Genomic DNA, 18,816 nt, shown 5'->3' on the forward strand with positions numbered 1-18,816 from the left:
TGGGGGAGATCTCCAACTGCCTTGCTCCAGTCAGCAAGTCTTCTTTAACTGTGTCAGCCATTCTAGTATTGTATATACCTAAAAATTATTAACACATTCCCCGCTCATCTCGTTCTCAGCAGCGAACTGCCACCCAGTCATCAAGCCTCTTTTATCAATTATCCGCTTTTCTAGGTAGACAGGCAGGCTCTAATAATCATTTGCATTTCTTGTTTTTGCAAAGTTTTTTTTAAAGAGGCCCCTTGTCCGGCTTTTCTTGTTCCAAGAGTTTTATCTATCGGAATTAGGGAAAATGAATTCATAGTCATACTGCTTGTAAAGGGGGAATTAATATGAAGGTACAATGGATGTTCATAATAGCTTTAGCCTTTGCTTTGCTTGTGTCTGCCTTTGCTGCTATAAATATTGAAAACGTCACGGTCGACTATTTCGCCGGCACCTCGAAGCTTCCTCTTATTGTTGTGATCCTAGGTTCAGCATTGATGGGGGGAGTTATCGTGGGATGCCTGGGCCTTCTTAAAGTATTTTCTTTGAGAAGGGATATTAGAAAACTAAAGAGAGACAGGGATGAAAAAGAAGTTCAGATTGAGCTCGCAGAACGTTCGATGGAAACAGATGTGCAGGGTGACCAAACATTGGATAGACCCTGAATTCTAATACACATTGAAACCCCTTAGCCACTTTTGTATAATAAGGAAGGTTAAGGGGTGAATGGTATGCTTAAATCAAAAACTCGCTGGATCGTAAATGAAACAGACAGCGAGATTATTAATGGACTAATTCAGCAGTTAAATATAACACCTCTAGTTGCAAAATTACTGGTGAACCGTGGGTTAACAAATACTGAATCTGCACGGTCTTTTTTATTTAATAGCGAAGAACCCTTTCACGATCCATTTCTCTTTGATGATATGGGACAGGCTGTCGATCGAATACATAGCGCGATAGCTAATAAGGAAAAGATATTAATTTTTGGTGACTACGATGCAGACGGTGTCAGCAGTACTTCTGTTTTGATGATTACATTGAAACAAATGGGCGCCGATGTAGATTATTACATTCCAAATAGATTTACTGAAGGGTACGGACCTAACATCCCTGCATTTGAACAAGCTGTAAATAAAGGCTTCAGGCTGATAATCACTGTGGATACAGGTATTTCTGCAGTGAAGGAAGCTGAATTTTTACAGAATGCAGGCGTTGATTATATTATTACAGACCATCATGAGCCGGGGGCCGAGCTTCCGGCTGCTCTGGCTATTATTCATCCGAAGCTCCCGGGAAGCAATTATCCCTTTAAGGATCTGGCGGGAGTCGGGGTAGCCTTTAAATTGGCCCATGCCCTGAAGGGAGAGCTTCCTGAAGAGCTCTTAGATATTGCTTCTATCGGAACAATTGCCGATCTGGTTCCGCTTTTTGGAGAGAACAGGCTGATTGCAGCGAAAGGTATCCAAAAGCTGAGACAAACAAACCGGCCAGGATTCCTGGCGATGTTCAAGAAGGCTAATATTAAACAAAGTGAGATTAATGAAGAATCAATCGGCTTTGGTCTTGCACCTAGAATCAATGCAGCTGGCAGGCTTGACAGTGCATACCCTGCAGTGGAGCTGCTGCTGTCGGATGACAGTGGAGAGGCTGAGTCCCTTGCTGCTGAAATAGATGCGATGAATAAAGAACGGCAGAAAATTGTGAGCGAGACTGTTGAGCAGGCAGTCCGGGAAGTCGAAGAATACTATCCGCCTGAAAGCAATGGAATTCTTGTGATTGGAAAAGAAGGATGGAATCCGGGAATCGTCGGAATAGTAGCTTCGAAGCTTGTAGATAAATTTTACCGGCCTGCGATCGTTCTGAGTTTTGATCAAGAGAAAGGTATTGCCAAGGGATCTGCAAGAAGCATCGAAGGCTTTGACTTGTTTGCTAATTTATCTAAGTGCCGCGACATCCTTCCCCATTTTGGAGGCCATCCAATGGCTGCAGGAATGACACTCGCGCTTGGTGACGTGGAAGAACTAAGAACAAGGCTGAATAAGCTGGCGGGTGAACAGCTGTCGGAAGAGGATTTCACTCCGATCACAAAGCTCGACAGCAGGATTACACTAGAAGAAATCACGCTTCCCGCGATTGAGGAATTGCAGATGCTCGCACCTTTTGGAATGGGCAATCCAAAACCGCGTATATTAATTGAATCAGTTCCAATGAATTCTATAAAAAAAATTGGCGCCGATCAAAGCCATCTTAAAATTATCCTTGATAATGGGTCTGCGGCACTGGACGGAGTAGGCTTTGGACTCGGGGTCCACTATGATCATATTTCTCCGTATTCCAGGGTATCGGTAATCGGGGAGCTTTCCATCAATGAGTGGAATAATGTCAGAAAGCCCCAGATTTTTCTGGCTGATCTGTCTGTATCCGAGTGGCAGCTGTTTGACTGCCGGGGAGTCCGCCCAGCTTCTAAATGGCTTTCCCATATTCCCGAGAGCACATTACATGTTATTGTGTTTAATGAGAATACATTAGACAGTTTTAATGAGGATTTAAAGAACAAGACGGTTCTTTTTGATGGGAGCCATGATAACATGGAATTCCTGGATGGCAAAAACATCGTTCTATTTGATATGCCGAAAAGCAGTGCCGTTCTTGAAAAATTACTAAAGGGCCGCCGGCCGGAACGGATTTATGCACATTTCCACCAAGAGCAGAGCCATTTTTTCAGCACCAGGCCGACCAGGGAGCATTTTAAATGGTATTATGCATTCCTCTCTAAAAGAGGAACATTCGATTTGAAAACACATGGCGATCAATTGGCAAAATACAGAGGCTGGACGAAAGCAACCGTTGAATTTATGTCACAGGTGTTTTTTGAATTAGAATTTGTTAGAATAGACAATGGATTGATTACACTAAATAAGAATGTGAATAAACGGGAATTGAGCGATTCAGATACATATCGCCAAAAGCAGGAGCAATTTGAATTAGAACAGGAATTGCTTTATTCCTCTTACCGTGAATTATATGATAAGTTTAATCAATTAATAGAAGAAACCGCAGTCCTTGAGGAGGATCATAAACAATGGATTTAAAGCAATATATTACAATCGTTCCAGATTGGCCAAAACCAGGAATTAAGTTTAAAGATATAACTACTCTTATGGATAATGGCGAAGCGTACAAGTACGCAACAGACCAGATCGTGGAGTATGCCCGGGAAAGGCAGATCGATGTAGTAGTGGGTCCTGAAGCTAGGGGCTTTATCATCGGGTGTCCGGTGGCTTATGCGATGGGAGTTGGCTTTGCTCCTGTGAGAAAAGAAGGAAAGCTGCCTCGCGAAACCATTAAAATGCAGTATGGCCTTGAATATGGAAAAGACGTACTCACTATTCATAAAGATGCAATCAAGCCTGGACAGCGTGTTTTGATTACGGATGATCTCCTGGCAACTGGAGGTACTATTGAAGCTACGATTAAATTGGTAGAGGAGCTTGGCGGCGTTGTAGCTGGAATAGCTTTCCTTATTGAACTTTCTTACCTTGATGGAAGAAACAAGTTAAACGACTATGATATTTTAACTCTTATGACATATTAATTACAAAAAATGTAAAGGCACTCTATTAGCAAATAGAGTGCCTTTTCTGTTAAAATGATAAGATATACACTTATTGGTCAAAAAATGTCCGAATTTGACAGGGAAATTATGAGAAGAATGGCAAAACCGGTTATTTCCCCTTTACAGATTGAACTTTTACTTTGATAATAGTTACAATCAGAAAAAATAAATTCAAACCAGATTTTCGAAATGGAATATACTACAACTTATCTTTGTGCGGATAATTCTTATATATAAAAAGGTGATTGAATGGCAAATGAACAAATATTAAGTGCAGATCAGGTAATTCAGAAAGCAAAGGAATACCTAGGCGCTGAAGATGTCGAATTTTTGGAAAAAGCCTTTAGATACGCTGAAAACGCTCATAAAACCCAATTCCGTAAATCAGGTGAACCATACATTATCCATCCGGTACAAGTAGCAGGCATTTTAGCAGATTTGCAAATGGATGCGTCTACTATAGCTGCCGGTTTTTTGCATGATGTGGTGGAGGATACAGAGGTAACTTTAGATGACCTTAAAGCAGCCTTTGGCAAAGAAACAGCCATGCTGGTTGACGGAGTTACGAAGCTGGGGAAAATTAAATATAAGTCCCAGGAAGAACAACAGGCAGAAAACCACAGGAAAATGTTTGTAGCAATGGCCCAGGACATTAGAGTGATCCTGATTAAACTTGCAGACAGGCTGCATAATATGCGGACCCTTAAACATCTGCCGCTGGAAAAGCAGCGCCGGATCTCCAATGAAACACTTGAAATATTTGCTCCGCTGGCACACCGTCTGGGGATTTCAAAAGTTAAATGGGAGCTTGAAGACACCGCATTACGATATTTGAATCCTCAGCAATATTACCGGATTGTTAATTTAATGAAGAAAAAACGCGCTGAGCGTGAAGAATATCTCGATGACGTTATAGAAGAAGTGCGGTCCCAGGTAACGGATGTAAATATCCATGCTGAAATTTCAGGCCGGCCGAAGTATATATACAGTATATATCGTAAAATGGCCCTGCAGAATAAGCAGTTTAGTGAGATTTATGATCTGCTGGCAGTCCGGATTGTTGTGAACAATATTAAAGACTGCTATGCAGTACTCGGGATTATCCACACATGCTGGAAGCCAATGCCCGGCCGTTTCAAAGACTATATTGCCATGCCCAAACCCAACATGTATCAATCGCTTCACAGAACTGTCATAGGGCCTAAGGGAGACCCTCTTGAAGTCCAGATCCGTACAACAGAAATGCACCGTATAGCGGAATTCGGGATCGCTGCCCACTGGGCATACAAGGAAGACAAAAAAGCAGATTCACCTTCACAGCTTGGCAATAAACTAAGCTGGTTCCGAGAAATCCTGGAATTCCAGAATGATGCAACGAATGCAGAGGAATTCATGGAAGGCCTGAAAATCGATTTATTTTCCGATATGGTTTATGTATTCACCCCTAAAGGAGATGTTATAGAGCTTCCTTCAGGGTCCGTTCCAATTGATTTCTCCTACAGAATTCACTCGGAAATCGGGAATAAAACGATTGGTGCGAAGGTCAATGGGAAGATGGTCACTCTTGATTATAAGCTTAAAACAGGGGACATCATTGAAATTTTAACTTCTAAGCATTCATATGGACCGAGCCAGGATTGGCTTAAGCTTGCCCAGACCTCCCAGGCCAAGAACAAAATCCGTCAGTTCTTTAAGAAACAAAGACGAGATGAAAACCTTGAAAAAGGAAAAGAGCTAGTAGAAAAAGAAATCCGCAATATGGATTTTGATTTGAAAGAAATTTTGACACAAGACAATATTAGAAGAGTTGCTGACAAGTTTAATTTCTCTAATGAGGAAGATATGTATGCTGCAGTAGGGTATAACGGCATAACTGCCGCTCAGATCGCAAACCGCCTTACTGAAAAATGGCGCAAACAAAAAGAGAAAGAACAGGAAACAACCATTAAAGAATCAGTAGCTGATCTTAAAACGTTCCCTAATTACAGGAAAAAGGAATCCGGTGTCAGGGTCCGTGATATTGATAATCTTTTAATCCGTCTGTCCAGATGCTGCAACCCTGTACCTGGAGACGATATTGTCGGCTTCATTACAAAGGGAAGAGGAGTTTCAGTCCATCGATCCGACTGTACAAATCTTCAGAGTGAAGAAGCGGAAGACCGCTTAATACCAGTTGAATGGGAAGGCGGCCTGAATGACCACAAAGAGTACAATGTGGATATTGAGATAAACGGCTATGATAGAAGCGGTTTATTGAATGAGGTCTTGCAGGCAGTAAATGAAACTAAGACCAATATATCTGCAGTGTCTGGCAAATCAGACCGGAATAAAGTGGCTACCATCCATATGTCCATTTCCATAAACAATGTGAATCATCTGCAGAGGGTTGTCGAAAGAATCAAACAAATTCACGACATTTATGCCGTTCGAAGAATTATGAATTAAAGATGAAGAAGGAAGAGATGTATGAGAGTCGTTTTACAGCGTTCCGGAAAAGCGTCTGTCAAAGTAAATGACAGGATAATCGGCCAAATAGATAGAGGCCTGGTCCTCCTTGTCGGGGTTACTCACGACGATACAGAGGAGGACGCAGTCTATCTTGCAGAAAAGATCGGAAATCTCCGTATTTTTGAGGATGAGAATGAAAAGATGAATCTTTCCCTCAACGATGCGGGAGGTTCGATTCTTTCTGTTTCACAGTTCACTTTATATGGAGACTGCCGTAAAGGCAGAAGGCCAAACTTCATGGCTGCGGCAAAACCTGATACCGCAAATAGGTTATATGAGAAGTTTAACGCGAAGCTTCGGGAAAATGGTTTTACAGTCGAAACAGGTGAATTCGGAGCAATGATGGAAGTGAGCCTGGTCAACGACGGCCCGGTAACATTGATTGTTGATAGTAAAGAAAGATAGATTGTGTAAGGCCAGGTTCTTTAGGGGACCTGGCTTTTCGTATGGTGAAGAGTCCATCCCGAAAAAGTAATAGGACACCATTTCTCTTAGTCTTTGAAATAGGCTGTTTTTGCAAACTCGGCTGCTACCTGAAAAAGAGGTTGATTGGAGCGCAAGGCATGCTCGCTTTCCGCGGGGCGGTGAGCCTCCTCCTCTTCACTAGCGGGGTCTCACCTGACTCGACCGGCTGCAGCCAGCACGCTTATTCATCCTTAAAATAATGGGCCAGTCCATTAAATATGCCAGTCGCAGCTGCCTCCTGGTACCTGCCGCTGACGATGGTCTCTTCTTCCGCAGGGTTGCTTAGATAGCCCAGTTCCAATAGCGCTGCTGATCTTTTGTTTTCCCTCAGAACATGATAATCACCTTCTCTTACTCCCCTGTCCTTCAGCTTCACATACTGACTGAGAGAATAATGCAGCTCTTGGGCCAGGGTTTCTTGATAGCCATGAAGATAATAAGAGGTAAATCCGTTTGCGTTATCTTCGGGAGATCCGTCGTAATGGATACTTATAAACGCATCGGCACTGTAACGGTGAGATATACTTACTCTAGATTCTAAGGATATGTATGTATCGGTGCTTCTTGTGAGAATGGCATTTGCTCCTGCCGCCTTTAGTTTGTCGTACAATAAAGATGCTGTCCGGAGAGTAATGTTTTTTTCAAGGTTCCCTTTTAATCCTGTGGTCCCATTGTCTCTGCCGCCATGTCCTGGATCTATAATGATCGTTTTGTTCTTTAAATGTAGGTCTGCACCCGGCTTTTTCACTTGAGGACCGAAGCCGTCAATAGAAACCATCCAGCCGGCAACCCATGCTGTTTGACTGTTGTTCCGTTTGATTTGATACCAATCATTCTTTATGGAAAGAGCTGTGTATATCTCTCCTTCCTCTGCTCTTTTAATCACATTAGAATTTGCATCTGCTTTTTCTCTTAAACTTGTTCCGTTATATAAAATTTTAATTTTGTTTCCCTTGATTACCTTTTTAGCTGATTGCTGTTCATTACTAGAATTTTTTTCTATATACCATCCAGCAGCCCACCCGGTTTTTCCTGGCTGTAATCGAATTTTTACCCAGCTGTTTTTTTCATCTAAAATGGTATATTGATTACCATTGGCAGCGGTATCAACCACCTTCCCATTTAATGATGGCGTATCTCTGATAACCAGGCGTTCTGCCGTAATGGTAGCAATCGTGTCCTGGGACTCATTGGAAGTGGGGCTGTCAGTGTCAGCGAATGAGTTAACCTCCGCAAATGCTGAATGTATCCAGCCTGTTCCCCTTTGATAATTGACCTTGATCCAGTCACCGTCATTCCCTTCAATCGGCAAGCTTGTACCTTTATTCACCTTGCCAAGAATGCTGCCGTCTTTACTAGGAGTTTCCCTGACATTTACCTGATCAGCTCTAACCACTGCAATTTTCAAATTAGCCTTCTTCGTCTTCTTCGTCTTTGGCTTTTTTTCCTTTTCGTCAGCTTCGCTTTTTGTTAGAAATTCCGCTGCCGCCCAGCCTATGATCTCGTCCGTTTGAATCTTAACCCAATTTTCATTCTTTTCGAGAATTTCGGCTTCTTTTCCTTCTGTAAGGCTGCCGATTACTTGAAACTGTTTTCCAGGTCCATTTCGTATTCTTAGTGTATCTGCTGATACAACAGCTGTCACAGAAGCAGGCAGTTCTGACTCCTTCAATGAGGATAAAGATTCACTGCTCTCCGTTTTTTTGTTCCTGCTGACCAGCCATCCGGCTACCCAGCCGCTGCTGTTCCCCAGGGAAATTTGAATCCAATCACCTTGTTCAGCTGTAATCGAATAGTTCTCCCCATAAGAAATTTCTGAAACGATTGGAGCGTTTAAATCGGGATCAGCCCGAACGTTTAGTACATCGGTGATAACCTGTATTTTTCCCCTGTCAGTCCTCGCTTTCAGTTCAGCAGGAAAAACGCCGGCTGTTATGAGCAGGAGGATAGGTATAAGACAAAGGATTATCGTTTTTTTCATGAATCATTCCACCTTACCCTGAGCTAACTGATTATAGTTCAGTTAAGTAATGAAATTCGGTAAGCAACGAAAAAAAACCTCCTAAAATGGCAAATAAATTCTCAAAGAATCGGACAAGATAGTAAGAGATAAACTGTGAAAAAATAAAGGGGGATTTCCATTGAGGTTTAGTGATAAAGGAACGATGAGTGCAAATGGCTCCAGCCAGATTTTCGGCGTAGACTTTCATGACTTTATTCAACGAGAGGAAAGCTCCTCTATGGTTGAGCTGGCTTCTGAGTTCGGATTGAATATGAGAGAAGTCAAACAGTTGAAAAAACGAATAGAAAGATCTTGAATTTCCTTGACAATGTAAAACTCGGTACGTATTATTATTAAATATATGAAAATACATATTTACTGCAAAACCAATGATGGAGAAGAGTAATTAAGAACCGGATGACAAGAGAGGGAATGCCTTAGGCTGAAAGCATTTCTACTGATGGCTTGATGAAAGAACACTCCTTAGGCTTCGCTCTGAAAAGATAATCCTTAGTAGGAGATGAACGTATACAGGCGTTAACTGTTAAAAGTGGAAGCGTAGAAATGGCTTCAACCAGGGTGGCACCACGGGAATTCCAAACTCTCGTCCCTTGTAATTTATTTACAGGGGATGGGAGTTTTTTATTTTTGTCGAGCCTCCCTTATTGTTGTTAATCCAGCACTTATACTTGGATACAAAAAGAAAGGAACGGTTATATGTCCATTCAGATACCTAGAGGTACACAGGATATTCTGCCAGGCCAGTCCGAGATTTGGCAGTATATCGAAAGTAAAGCAAGAGACTTAAGCAGAAGATATCAATATTCAGAAATCCGTACTCCTCTATTCGAGCATACTGAACTGTTTTTACGTGGGGTAGGGGACACCACTGATATTGTACAAAAAGAAATGTATACCTTTCAGGACCGGGGAGGAAGGGACCTGACGCTTCGCCCGGAAGGCACAGCACCCGTGGTTCGTTCTTATGTTGAAAATAAAATGTTCGGTCTTCCAAATCAACCGGTGAAATTGTTCTACTTTGCCCAGATGTTCCGTTATGAGCGACCGCAGGCCGGAAGATACCGCCAGTTTGTTCAATTTGGTGTGGAAGCGCTCGGAAGTTCAGATCCGGCCATAGATGCAGAAGTGATTTCACTTGTTATGAATCTATATAAAGAATTGGGACTCCGGAAAATAAAACTTGTAATAAACAGCCTGGGAGATAAGGAAAGCAGGACGGCACACCGTGATGCACTCATGTCTCACTTTTCACCAAGAATTAGTGAATTCTGCTCAGACTGCCAAAATCGGCTTGAGAAAAATCCAATGAGGATTCTGGATTGCAAAAAGGATAGAGAACATGAGCTTATGAAAACCGCTCCATCTATTCTGGAGTATTTAAATAATGAGTCCTCCGCTTATTTCGAGAAAGTGAAACAATACTTATCCGACCTGGAAATAGAATTTGTGGTAGATCCAACCCTTGTTCGAGGACTTGATTATTATAATCACACTGCCTTTGAGATTATGAGTGATGCTGAGGGATTCGGCGCAATAACTACTCTCTGCGGGGGCGGCAGATATAATGGATTAGTTGAGGAATTGGGAGGTCCCGAAACTCCTGGAATCGGCTTTGGATTAAGTATTGAACGATTAATTTCGGCACTAGCAGCAGAAAACGTAACATTGCCGGTTGAAACCCAGCTTGACTGCTATTTTGTCGCTTTGGGAGATGCAGCAAAGGATTATACAGTCAAACTGGCTCAAGCACTCCGTTTACAGGGATATTCTGCCGACCGTGATTATCAGGATCGAAAAGTCAAAGCGCAATTTAAAGCTGCAGACCGCCTAAATGCTAAATTCGTGGCAGTCCTAGGTGATGACGAACTCAAAGAAAAGAAAATTAGTGTGAAAAATATGGCAACCGGAGAACAGACTGCAATCAGCCTTGATTCATTTGTGGATGAATTCCGCAGACTGCAGGCATAAGGAGGAAAAAAAGAAATGTTTGGAAGATCATATTTCTGTGGAGAAGTAACAGAAAAAGCCATCGGCGAAAAAGTAACACTTAAAGGCTGGGTTCAAAAAAGACGTGATTTGGGCGGACTTATTTTCATCGATCTTCGTGACCGTACGGGAATTGTCCAGGTTGTATTTAACCCGGGACATTCAAAGGATGCATTAGATACAGCAGAACGGATCAGAAACGAATATGTTCTTGATATTCAAGGGACTGTGGTTGCCCGGGAAGAGGGTACCATCAATCCCAACGTAAAAACTGGCAAAATTGAAGTGCAGGCCGAAAGCGTAACTATATTAAACGAGGCGAAAACCCCTCCGTTTATTATTTCAGATAGTACGGATGTTTCCGAGGATGTACGCCTTAAGTACCGCTATTTAGATCTTCGCCGTCCGGCTATGTATGAAACATTTAAGATGCGCCATCAGACGACGAAGGCAATCCGGGGTTTCCTGGATAGTGAAGGGTTCTTGGATGTAGAAACACCGATCCTTACAAAAAGCACTCCTGAAGGTGCCCGTGATTACCTTGTGCCAAGCCGTGTTCATGACGGGGAATTCTATGCTCTCCCACAATCTCCGCAGCTTTTTAAACAGATGCTGATGGCAGCCGGCTTTGAACGCTATTATCAAATCGCCCGCTGTTTCCGTGATGAAGATCTGCGCGCTGACAGACAGCCGGAATTTACGCAAATCGATATTGAAACAAGCTTCATGAGCCAGGAAGACATCATCGAACTCACGGAAAAAATGATGAGTAAAGTGATGAAAGAAGTAAAAGGTACCGAGCTAACGCTTCCGCTTCCGCGCATGACTTATGAGGAAGCTATGGGTTCATACGGGTCAGACAAGCCAGATACAAGATTCGAAATGAAGCTGGTAAATGTATCTGATCTTGTAAAGGACAGCGGCTTTAAAGTGTTCTCAGGTGCTGTTGCTTCCGGGGGGGAAGTAAAGGCGATTAATGCAAAGTCAGCAGCTTCAAAATATTCCAGAAAAGATATAGATGCACTGGGCGAGTATGCAGCGATCTACGGAGCAAAGGGGCTTGCCTGGCTTAAAGCTGAAGAAGACGGCTTAAAAGGGCCAATAGCTAAATTCTTTGGTGAAGAAGAACAATCTCACCTTAAAGAAGCACTTTCAGTAGAAACAGGAGATCTCTTACTCTTTGTTGCTGATAAAAAGAATGTGGTTGCCGACTCTCTTGGGGCGCTCCGATTGAAGCTAGGGAAAGAGTTAAACCTTATTGATGAAAAACAATTTAATTTCCTCTGGGTGACAGATTGGCCGCTGCTTGAATATGACGAAGAATCCGGGCGTTATTTCGCTGCACATCATCCATTCACCATGCCTTTCCGTGAGGACCTCGATAAACTGGTTACAGATCCGGGCAGCGTGAAAGCACAGGCTTACGACCTTGTATTGAATGGTTATGAATTAGGCGGAGGGTCTATCCGTATATTTGAGAGAGATATTCAAATGCAAATGTTCGAAACTCTTGGCTTTACCCAAGAATCAGCAAAAGAGCAGTTTGGCTTCCTGCTAGACGCTTTCGATTACGGTACACCTCCACACGGCGGAATTGCTCTTGGCTTGGATCGCCTGGTCATGCTTCTTGCCGGCAGAACGAACCTGAGAGATACCATTGCCTTCCCGAAAACAGCCAGCGCAAGCGACCTGTTAACACAGGCGCCTGGGGAAGTAAGCAAAGTACAGCTGGACGAGCTTCACCTTGCTTTGAAAACAGAAAAAAGCGAATAAAGTCCTATTTCACTTTTGTTGAAACAATAGTGTTCTCTGTGTTAGAATTACATCAATAAGCAAGAGTCCTGATGTGTTCGTTAAAACCTCTATACGTTTTGACCGAACACTTATAGTTTCGGGAGCACGAGTTTCTATGGCTGCGTACATGCCTTTCCTTGAAGAGGACTTACAAATGTCTAGAACAGGGCACCCACCTGCTGAGAGCGGGTTCAAAACTATGGCACTGACGGCACAATTGGGGCTCTTGCACCTTACATAATCAGATAATACCTGTGTCATATGTACACAGGTTTTTTTATGCTGTTTTTTGTGTAATTAAATAGATATGATATATTTTACTAGAAGAAATGCTATGTTAAAATTCATTGTTGGTTTTCGTCCTATGGGATAGACGGGTACGCGGGAATATGCGGAATCAGGGGCCAAGGGAGACCCAGCAGTACTCTCCTGTCAAAGGAAGCTCCCGGGATGCCCGCGGACGATGCAATCAACAAGCAAATTTAACAGGCTTACAAAGAAAAGATCATAATAATTGGAGTGAGACAAATGCTTCATCAATTTTCCCGGAATGAGCTGGCGATCGGCAAAGAGGGACTGAAGACATTAAAAAATACAACAGCTGCCGTGCTTGGAATCGGTGGAGTAGGATCGTTTGCTGCTGAAGCGCTTGCACGGTCGGGGGTAGGCAGATTAATCCTCGTCGATAAGGATGACGTGGACATCACGAATATAAACAGGCAGAATATTGCCTTTTTATCAACGATAGGGAAATTTAAGGCAGATTTAATGAAGGAAAGAATCAAAGATATCAATCCCGAATGTGAAGTTATTTCTTTAAAAATGTTTTATACAGAAGAAACATATGAAGAATTCTTCAGCTATGGCTTGGATTATGTAGTAGATGCTTCAGATACCATATCTTATAAAATTCACTTAATAAAAGAGTGTCTGAAGAGAAATATTAAAATCATTTCCAGTATGGGTGCTGCCAACAAAATGGATCCAACAAGGTTCCAGATTGCAGATATTTTCAAAACTCATACCGATCCTATCGCAAAAGTCATCCGCACCAGATTGAAAAAAGAGGGAATCAGAAAGGGAATTCCCGTGATTTTCTCAGATGAAAGTCCCATTGTAATCCGCGAAGAGGTTCGTAAAGAGGTAGGGAACGACCAGGCGCCGATCAGAAAGGCGAAAATGCCTCCTTCATCAAATGCATTTGTCCCATCAGTAGCAGGATTGATTGCGGCAAGCTGGGTCATTCGTGACATTGTGAAGGATATTCATATTCAAAGAGTGAATGAAGAAAAATCAAAACGGTAACAATTAGCCATGGCTAAACAGTGCAATAAAATAAAAAAAGGTTCAGGCTTATTTCCCTTTTGGAATACTGCCTGAACCTTCTATTTTTTCATAAACGGCTGCGAGTGCCTGCTCGAATTTTCCTGTTTTTTTCGGTTTATAATATTTCTTTCCTGAAAGTTTTCCAGGAAGATACTGCTGCTTAACCCATCCACTCTCATAATCATGCGGATAAAGATAGCCAATTCCTCTTCCCAGGTCTTTAGCGCCCTTATAATGGGCATCCTTCAAATGATCAGGTATATCACCATAATTCCCGCTTCGTATATCTGCAAGTGCGGCATCCAAAGCCATATAAGCTGAATTGGATTTGGGAGATAAACACAATTCTACAACTGCACTTGCGAGCGGGATCCTTGCCTCTGGAAAACCGAGCCTTTCTGCAGCTTCAACGGCTGCAAGAGTCCGCGGGCCTGCCTGCGGATTTGCAAGGCCGATGTCTTCATAGGCCATGACAACAAGTCTGCGGCTGATGCTCACGAGATCCCCTGCTTCTATCAGTCTGCCCAAATAATGCATGGCAGCATTGACATCACTGCCCCGGACCGACTTCTGAAGGGCGGAAAGAACATCATAATGCGCATCTCCGTTCTTATCATGGGAAAAGCTCTTTTTTTGGATGCATTCTTCAGCTGTGTGCACATCGATGGAAATGACGCCGTCTTGATCCGGTTCAGTTGACCTTGCTGCAAGTTCGAGCGCATTTAAAGCACTTCGTACATCGCCATTGACAGCCGATGCGAGGTGAAGGTATGCTTCCTCAGCGATGTCCAATTTCAGGCCGCCAAGTCCCCGGTCTGGATCATCAGCTGCTCTTTTTAAGGCCGTTACGATATCCTCAGGCTCCAGCGGTTTCAATTCAAATATCTGGCATCGGCTTCTTATGGCCGGATTGATCGCATGGTAGGGGTTGCTCGTGGTCGCACCGATGAGAGTGATCATCCCATTTTCAAGAAAAGGAAGGAGAAAGTCCTGTTTAGCTTTATCGAGGCGATGGACTTCATCAAGGAGCAAAATGACTTTTCCGGACATTTTTGCTTCCTGAGCTACAATCTCCATATCTTTTTTATTATTGGTTACCGCATTTAAGCTGCGGAAAGCAAACTTTGTACTGCCGGCAATTGCACTGGCAATGGATGTTTTCCCTATGCCCGGAGGACCATATAGGATCATAGAAGAAAGCTGTTTTGCCTTTACCATTCTCCTGATTATCTTTCCTTCACCCACCAGGTGGTCCTGGCCAATTATTTCGTCTATATGTGTTGGGCGCATACGAAACGCCAAAGGCTTTATACTCATTGAAATCTCTCCGGAAAATGTATTGTCAGATAGAAAACCGATTAGACTTAGTTGTTTTCCTTACTTTAACATAGAATATGGTAAACTTAAAATGCATTGAATTGTTGAATGTGTTATAATTTCAAAAGCATTTCCGGGAGAGAATAGTAATATCGAATAAAATCAGTTACTTAACGACTAACTAGTAGTAGAAAATATAACTTTTTTTAATAGAGGTGTAGGGTATGAAAATATCGACAAAAGGCCGTTATGGGCTCACCATCATGATTGAGCTTGCACGGAAGCATGGTGAAGGGCCGACGTCTTTAAAGGCAATCGCTCAGACACATGATTTATCAGAGCATTATCTTGAACAGCTGATTGCCCCATTGAGGAATGCAGGTCTTGTGAAAAGCATCCGTGGTGCTTATGGAGGCTACCTGCTTGGGAGAGAGCCCGAACAAATTACGTCTGGAGATATTATCCGCGTTCTAGAAGGCCCGATCAGCCCTGTTGAAGGTATTGAGGATGAAGAACCGGCTAAGCGGGAATTATGGATAAGAATCCGCGATGCAGTAAAAAATGTATTAGATAATACTACGCTGCAGGACCTTGCCAATTATTCGGATGACGGAAATACAGATTCTTATATGTTCTACATTTAAATTGTTTTAACCCCTGAGGAGGGCGCTTGTTTTGGAAAAAATTTATCTGGATCATGCAGCAACATCACCTATGCATCCTGACGTTATAGAAAAATATGCACAGGCTATGAAGAATACATTCGGCAACCCTTCAAGCATTCATTCATTTGGCCGTGAAGCCAGGCACATTTTAGATGAATCAAGGGCCGCTGTGGCAAGAAGCATTAACGCTACAGAAAATGAAATCATTTTTACCAGCGGCGGTACGGAAGCCGATAATCTTGCCATCATGGGCATTGTTCAGGCAAACAGTCATAAAGGGCGGCATATTATCAGCACAGTGATTGAGCATCACGCTGTTTTACATAGCTGCCAAAGTCTTGAAAAACAGGGCTATGAAGTCACATACCTGCCAGTAAACAGTGATGGCAGGATTGCTATAGAGGATTTTCAGAGGGAACTAAGAGATGATACGATCCTTGTCACCATTATGTACGGAAATAATGAAGTGGGAACGATACAGCCGATTAAAGAAATAGCAGGTCTTTTAAAAGACCATCAGGCGGCTTTTCATACGGATGCTGTACAGGCATATGGCATGGAAAAGATAGATGTAAAGGAAATGGATATAGACCTGTTGTCCGTCTCTGCACATAAAATAAATGGGCCAAAAGGGATCGGCTTTTTATATGCAAAAGACGGAATAAAATTGGCCCCATATTCATTTGGGGGCGAGCAGGAAAGAAAAAGGCGCGCCGGTACTGAGAATGTCCCGGGCATTGCCGCATTTGCAGAAGCGGTCAGAATTTCACAAAGCACTGCTGAAGAAAAAAGGAAAAAATATGAGGACTTTAAAAGAACCCTGAGCCAAATTCTTGATGAAGAAGACGTGAAATTTGCAATTAACGGTTCAGAGGAGTATGCTCTTCCACATGTATTAAATATTAGTTTTGAAGGCACTCAGGTTGAAGCTATGCTGGTTAATCTTGATTTAGCGGGAGTTGCCGTATCGAGCGGTTCTGCCTGCACAGCTGGCTCAATTGACCCTTCGCATGTTTTGGTGGCAATGTTTGGAAAAGAGTCGGACAGGCCAAAAAATTCCATCCGTTTTAGTTTTGGATTCACTAATACAGATGAAGAAATAGAAAGAGCTGCCAGAGAGACAGCTAAAATCATTAAAAAACTTACCGCTAAGGTAATTTCATAAAGGGGTGAAAGCATGAATAAATCACCTAAAGATACCCGGGTTGTTGTGGGTATGTCAGGGGGAGTGGACTCTTCTGTAGCTGCATTATTGTTAAAGCAGCAAGGCTACGATGTAGTCGGCATTTTCATGAAAAACTGGGATGATACAGACGAGAACGGCGTTTGTACGGCAACGGAGGATTACAATGATGTAATTCGTGTGTGCAACCAAATCGGGATTCCTTATTATGCCGTTAACTTTGAAAAGCAATATTGGGACAAAGTGTTCACTTACTTCCTCGATGAATATAAAGCAGGAAGAACGCCAAATCCCGATGTAATGTGCAATAAAGAAATTAAGTTTAAAGCGTTTCTTGAACATGCCGTTAATCTTGGTGCGGATTACCTTGCAACTGGCCACTATGCTCAGGTCCAATTCCAGGACGGTGAGTATAAAATGCTCAGGGGAATCGACGAGAACAAGGACCAAACGTATTTCCTAAATCAGCTGACACAGGAACAGCTTGAAAAAGTGATGTTCCCGCTTGGCGGCATCGATAAGCCAAGGGTACGTGAAATCGCTAAGGAAGCAGGCCTGGCAACAGCCGCGAAGAAAGATTCAACAGGAATTTGTTTTATCGGCGAAAGAAACTTCAAAGAGTTCCTCGGAAACTATCTTCCTGCACAGCCGGGTGTGATGCAGACGTTAAGCGGTGAAGAAAAAGGCGGACATGACGGGTTGATGTATTATACCATCGGCCAGCGCCATGGGCTTGGAATCGGCGGAAGCGGTGAACCTTGGTTTGCTGTAGGCAAAAATTTAGCTGATAACATTCTTTACGTAGAGCAAGGTTTTGATCATGACAGCCTTTACTCCACTTCTATCTCTGCGGTAAATGTCAGCTGGGTTTCTGCTAAAGAAAAACCGCAGGAATTCACCTGTACAGCTAAATTTAGATATCGGCAGGAAGATAATGAAGTAACGGTCCGCTTAACCGGAGACAATTCGGCAGAAGTGATATTTGACAAACCCATCCGTGCCGTTACTCCCGGCCAGGCAGTTGTTTTTTATAATGGCGACGAGTGTTTGGGCGGAGGCACCATCGATGAAGTATATAAAGGCAGCGAAAGATTAACTTACGTTGGATAAAATCAGGCAGGCCTTTTTAGGTCTGCCCGTTTTATTTTCATATGTCATCGGACATTTTGGATCAGCCGTTATCCAAATGCCCGTAAAGCTCTGAAGCAGGGCTTTTATTAAATATGTTATACTTCTTTTTATAGAATATTGGAGAGTGAAAACAGTGGACAAAAACATGCAAGGCATTCAATATATGCAAGAAGGAAAGTATGAAGAGGCAGTAAAACTTTTTTCGGAAGTAATCGAAGAAAGTCCGAAAGATCCTGTCGGGTATATCAACTTTGGAAACGTACTGACCGCTGTCGGCGAAAATGACAAAGCAGCCAGTTTTTTTAAAAAAGCTCTTGAAATAGACACCAATGCTTCAGCTGCTTATTATTCGCTGGGAAATCTATTATTTGAACAAGAAAAATTTATGGAAGCAAAAGATATGTATGAAAAGGCGGTTAAGACAGGCCTTGACAATGCGGACGCCTATTTTATGCTCGGATTGACACTGATGCAGCTGGACCAGCCAAAGCTTGCGATGCCTTACCTGCAAAGAAGTGTAGAATTGAATCCTGGGGATGCCGAAGCGAGATTCCAGTACGCTCTTTGTTTAGCCCACGCTGAGCTTTACGAAGAGGTAATTAAGGAATTGAAACTGGTTTTAGAAGCAGATCCCGAACATGGGGATGCCTACTACAATTTAGGAGTTGCCTATGCTCTGACAGACAATGTACCTCTAGCTCTGGAACAGATGATTAAGGCGCTAGAAGTACAGCCGGACCATATGCTTGCAGCACACGGAAGAAAGCAGATGGAAGCTATTCTAGAAGAAGAAGGGCAGCAATAACATTTTATA

15 protein-coding genes, 1 other RNA gene and 1 other annotated feature are annotated in these 18,816 nt (G+C 42.8%); of the genes, 14 read left to right on the forward strand and 2 right to left on the reverse strand.

Going from position 1 to position 18,816, the window contains the following annotated elements:
* Positions 1 to 332: 332 nt before the first annotated feature.
* The 5 genes from CUU66_RS04825 to dtd all read left to right on the forward strand — a co-directional run bounded on the left by CUU66_RS04825 (position 333) and on the right by dtd (position 6,517).
* Positions 333 to 650, forward strand: a complete 318-nt coding sequence (locus CUU66_RS04825) for a LapA family protein (protein WP_101640545.1) — start codon at positions 333 to 335, stop codon at positions 648 to 650.
* A gap of 66 nt (positions 651 to 716) precedes the next feature.
* The gene (recJ, locus tag CUU66_RS04830) at positions 717 to 3,080 is read left to right on the forward strand and encodes a single-stranded-DNA-specific exonuclease RecJ (RefSeq protein WP_101640546.1); all 2,364 of its coding nucleotides are present in this window, start codon (positions 717 to 719) and stop codon (positions 3,078 to 3,080) included.
* Complete coding sequence (locus tag CUU66_RS04835) at positions 3,071 to 3,583, forward strand: adenine phosphoribosyltransferase (RefSeq protein ID WP_101640547.1); 513 nt, start codon at positions 3,071 to 3,073, stop codon at positions 3,581 to 3,583. Before recJ ends, CUU66_RS04835 begins: the two co-directional genes overlap by 10 nt.
* 270 nt (positions 3,584 to 3,853) lie before the next feature.
* Positions 3,854 to 6,049, forward strand: coding sequence for a RelA/SpoT family protein (locus CUU66_RS04840; protein WP_101640548.1), 2,196 nt, complete (start codon positions 3,854 to 3,856; stop codon positions 6,047 to 6,049).
* Positions 6,050 to 6,070: 21 nt separating this feature from the next.
* Positions 6,071 to 6,517 (forward strand): D-aminoacyl-tRNA deacylase, encoded by a 447-nt coding sequence (gene dtd / locus CUU66_RS04845; RefSeq protein WP_101640549.1) that lies wholly within the window; start codon positions 6,071 to 6,073, stop codon positions 6,515 to 6,517.
* 241 nt (positions 6,518 to 6,758) lie between these two features.
* Here dtd and CUU66_RS04850 read toward each other — a convergent pair whose 3' ends face one another.
* Positions 6,759 to 8,558, reverse strand: coding sequence for an SH3 domain-containing protein (locus tag CUU66_RS04850; RefSeq protein WP_101640550.1), 1,800 nt, complete (start codon positions 8,556 to 8,558; stop codon positions 6,759 to 6,761).
* 160 nt (positions 8,559 to 8,718) lie between these two features.
* Between CUU66_RS04850 and CUU66_RS23995 the strand changes: the two genes are divergently transcribed.
* From CUU66_RS23995 to CUU66_RS04870, 5 genes are all read left to right on the forward strand, one after another.
* Positions 8,719 to 8,895, forward strand: coding sequence for a hypothetical protein (locus tag CUU66_RS23995; protein ID WP_180955157.1), 177 nt, complete (start codon positions 8,719 to 8,721; stop codon positions 8,893 to 8,895).
* Positions 8,896 to 8,959: 64 nt separating this feature from the next.
* Positions 8,960 to 9,194: a binding site (T-box leader), on the forward strand.
* Between the two features lie 102 nt (positions 9,195 to 9,296).
* Positions 9,297 to 10,568, forward strand: a complete 1,272-nt coding sequence (gene hisS, locus CUU66_RS04855) for a histidine--tRNA ligase (RefSeq protein ID WP_101640551.1) — start codon at positions 9,297 to 9,299, stop codon at positions 10,566 to 10,568.
* A 15-nt stretch (positions 10,569 to 10,583) separates the two neighbouring features.
* A complete protein-coding gene (aspS, locus tag CUU66_RS04860; protein ID WP_101640552.1) occupies positions 10,584 to 12,359 on the forward strand; it encodes an aspartate--tRNA ligase in 1,776 nt (591 codons plus the stop codon).
* A gap of 62 nt (positions 12,360 to 12,421) precedes the next feature.
* Positions 12,422 to 12,608, forward strand: a non-coding RNA gene (gene ssrS, locus CUU66_RS04865) — 6S RNA.
* A 300-nt stretch (positions 12,609 to 12,908) separates the two neighbouring features.
* The gene (locus tag CUU66_RS04870; RefSeq protein WP_101640553.1) at positions 12,909 to 13,685 is read left to right on the forward strand and encodes a tRNA threonylcarbamoyladenosine dehydratase; all 777 of its coding nucleotides are present in this window, start codon (positions 12,909 to 12,911) and stop codon (positions 13,683 to 13,685) included.
* 48 nt (positions 13,686 to 13,733) lie between these two features.
* Here the strand turns inward: CUU66_RS04870 and CUU66_RS04875 are convergent, their stop codons facing one another.
* Positions 13,734 to 15,023, reverse strand: a complete 1,290-nt coding sequence (locus tag CUU66_RS04875; RefSeq protein ID WP_101640554.1) for a replication-associated recombination protein A — start codon at positions 15,021 to 15,023, stop codon at positions 13,734 to 13,736.
* Between the two features lie 224 nt (positions 15,024 to 15,247).
* On the opposite strand from CUU66_RS04875, the gene cymR reads away from it, so the two are divergent.
* The 4 genes from cymR (at position 15,248) to CUU66_RS04895 (ending at position 18,807) form a co-directional block, all read left to right on the forward strand.
* Positions 15,248 to 15,667, forward strand: coding sequence for a cysteine metabolism transcriptional regulator CymR (gene cymR / locus CUU66_RS04880; protein WP_101640555.1), 420 nt, complete (start codon positions 15,248 to 15,250; stop codon positions 15,665 to 15,667).
* A 31-nt stretch (positions 15,668 to 15,698) separates the two neighbouring features.
* Positions 15,699 to 16,853, forward strand: a complete 1,155-nt coding sequence (locus CUU66_RS04885; protein WP_101640556.1) for a cysteine desulfurase family protein — start codon at positions 15,699 to 15,701, stop codon at positions 16,851 to 16,853.
* Between the two features lie 12 nt (positions 16,854 to 16,865).
* The gene (mnmA, locus tag CUU66_RS04890; protein WP_101640557.1) at positions 16,866 to 17,981 is read left to right on the forward strand and encodes a tRNA 2-thiouridine(34) synthase MnmA; all 1,116 of its coding nucleotides are present in this window, start codon (positions 16,866 to 16,868) and stop codon (positions 17,979 to 17,981) included.
* Between the two features lie 130 nt (positions 17,982 to 18,111).
* Positions 18,112 to 18,807, forward strand: a complete 696-nt coding sequence (locus CUU66_RS04895) for a tetratricopeptide repeat protein (RefSeq protein WP_257967903.1) — start codon at positions 18,112 to 18,114, stop codon at positions 18,805 to 18,807.
* Positions 18,808 to 18,816: the final 9 nt, after the last annotated feature.

The sequence above is a fragment of the Peribacillus deserti genome (assembly GCF_002863585.1).
GTDB lineage: Bacteria > Bacillota > Bacilli > Bacillales > DSM-1321 > Paraperibacillus > Paraperibacillus deserti_A.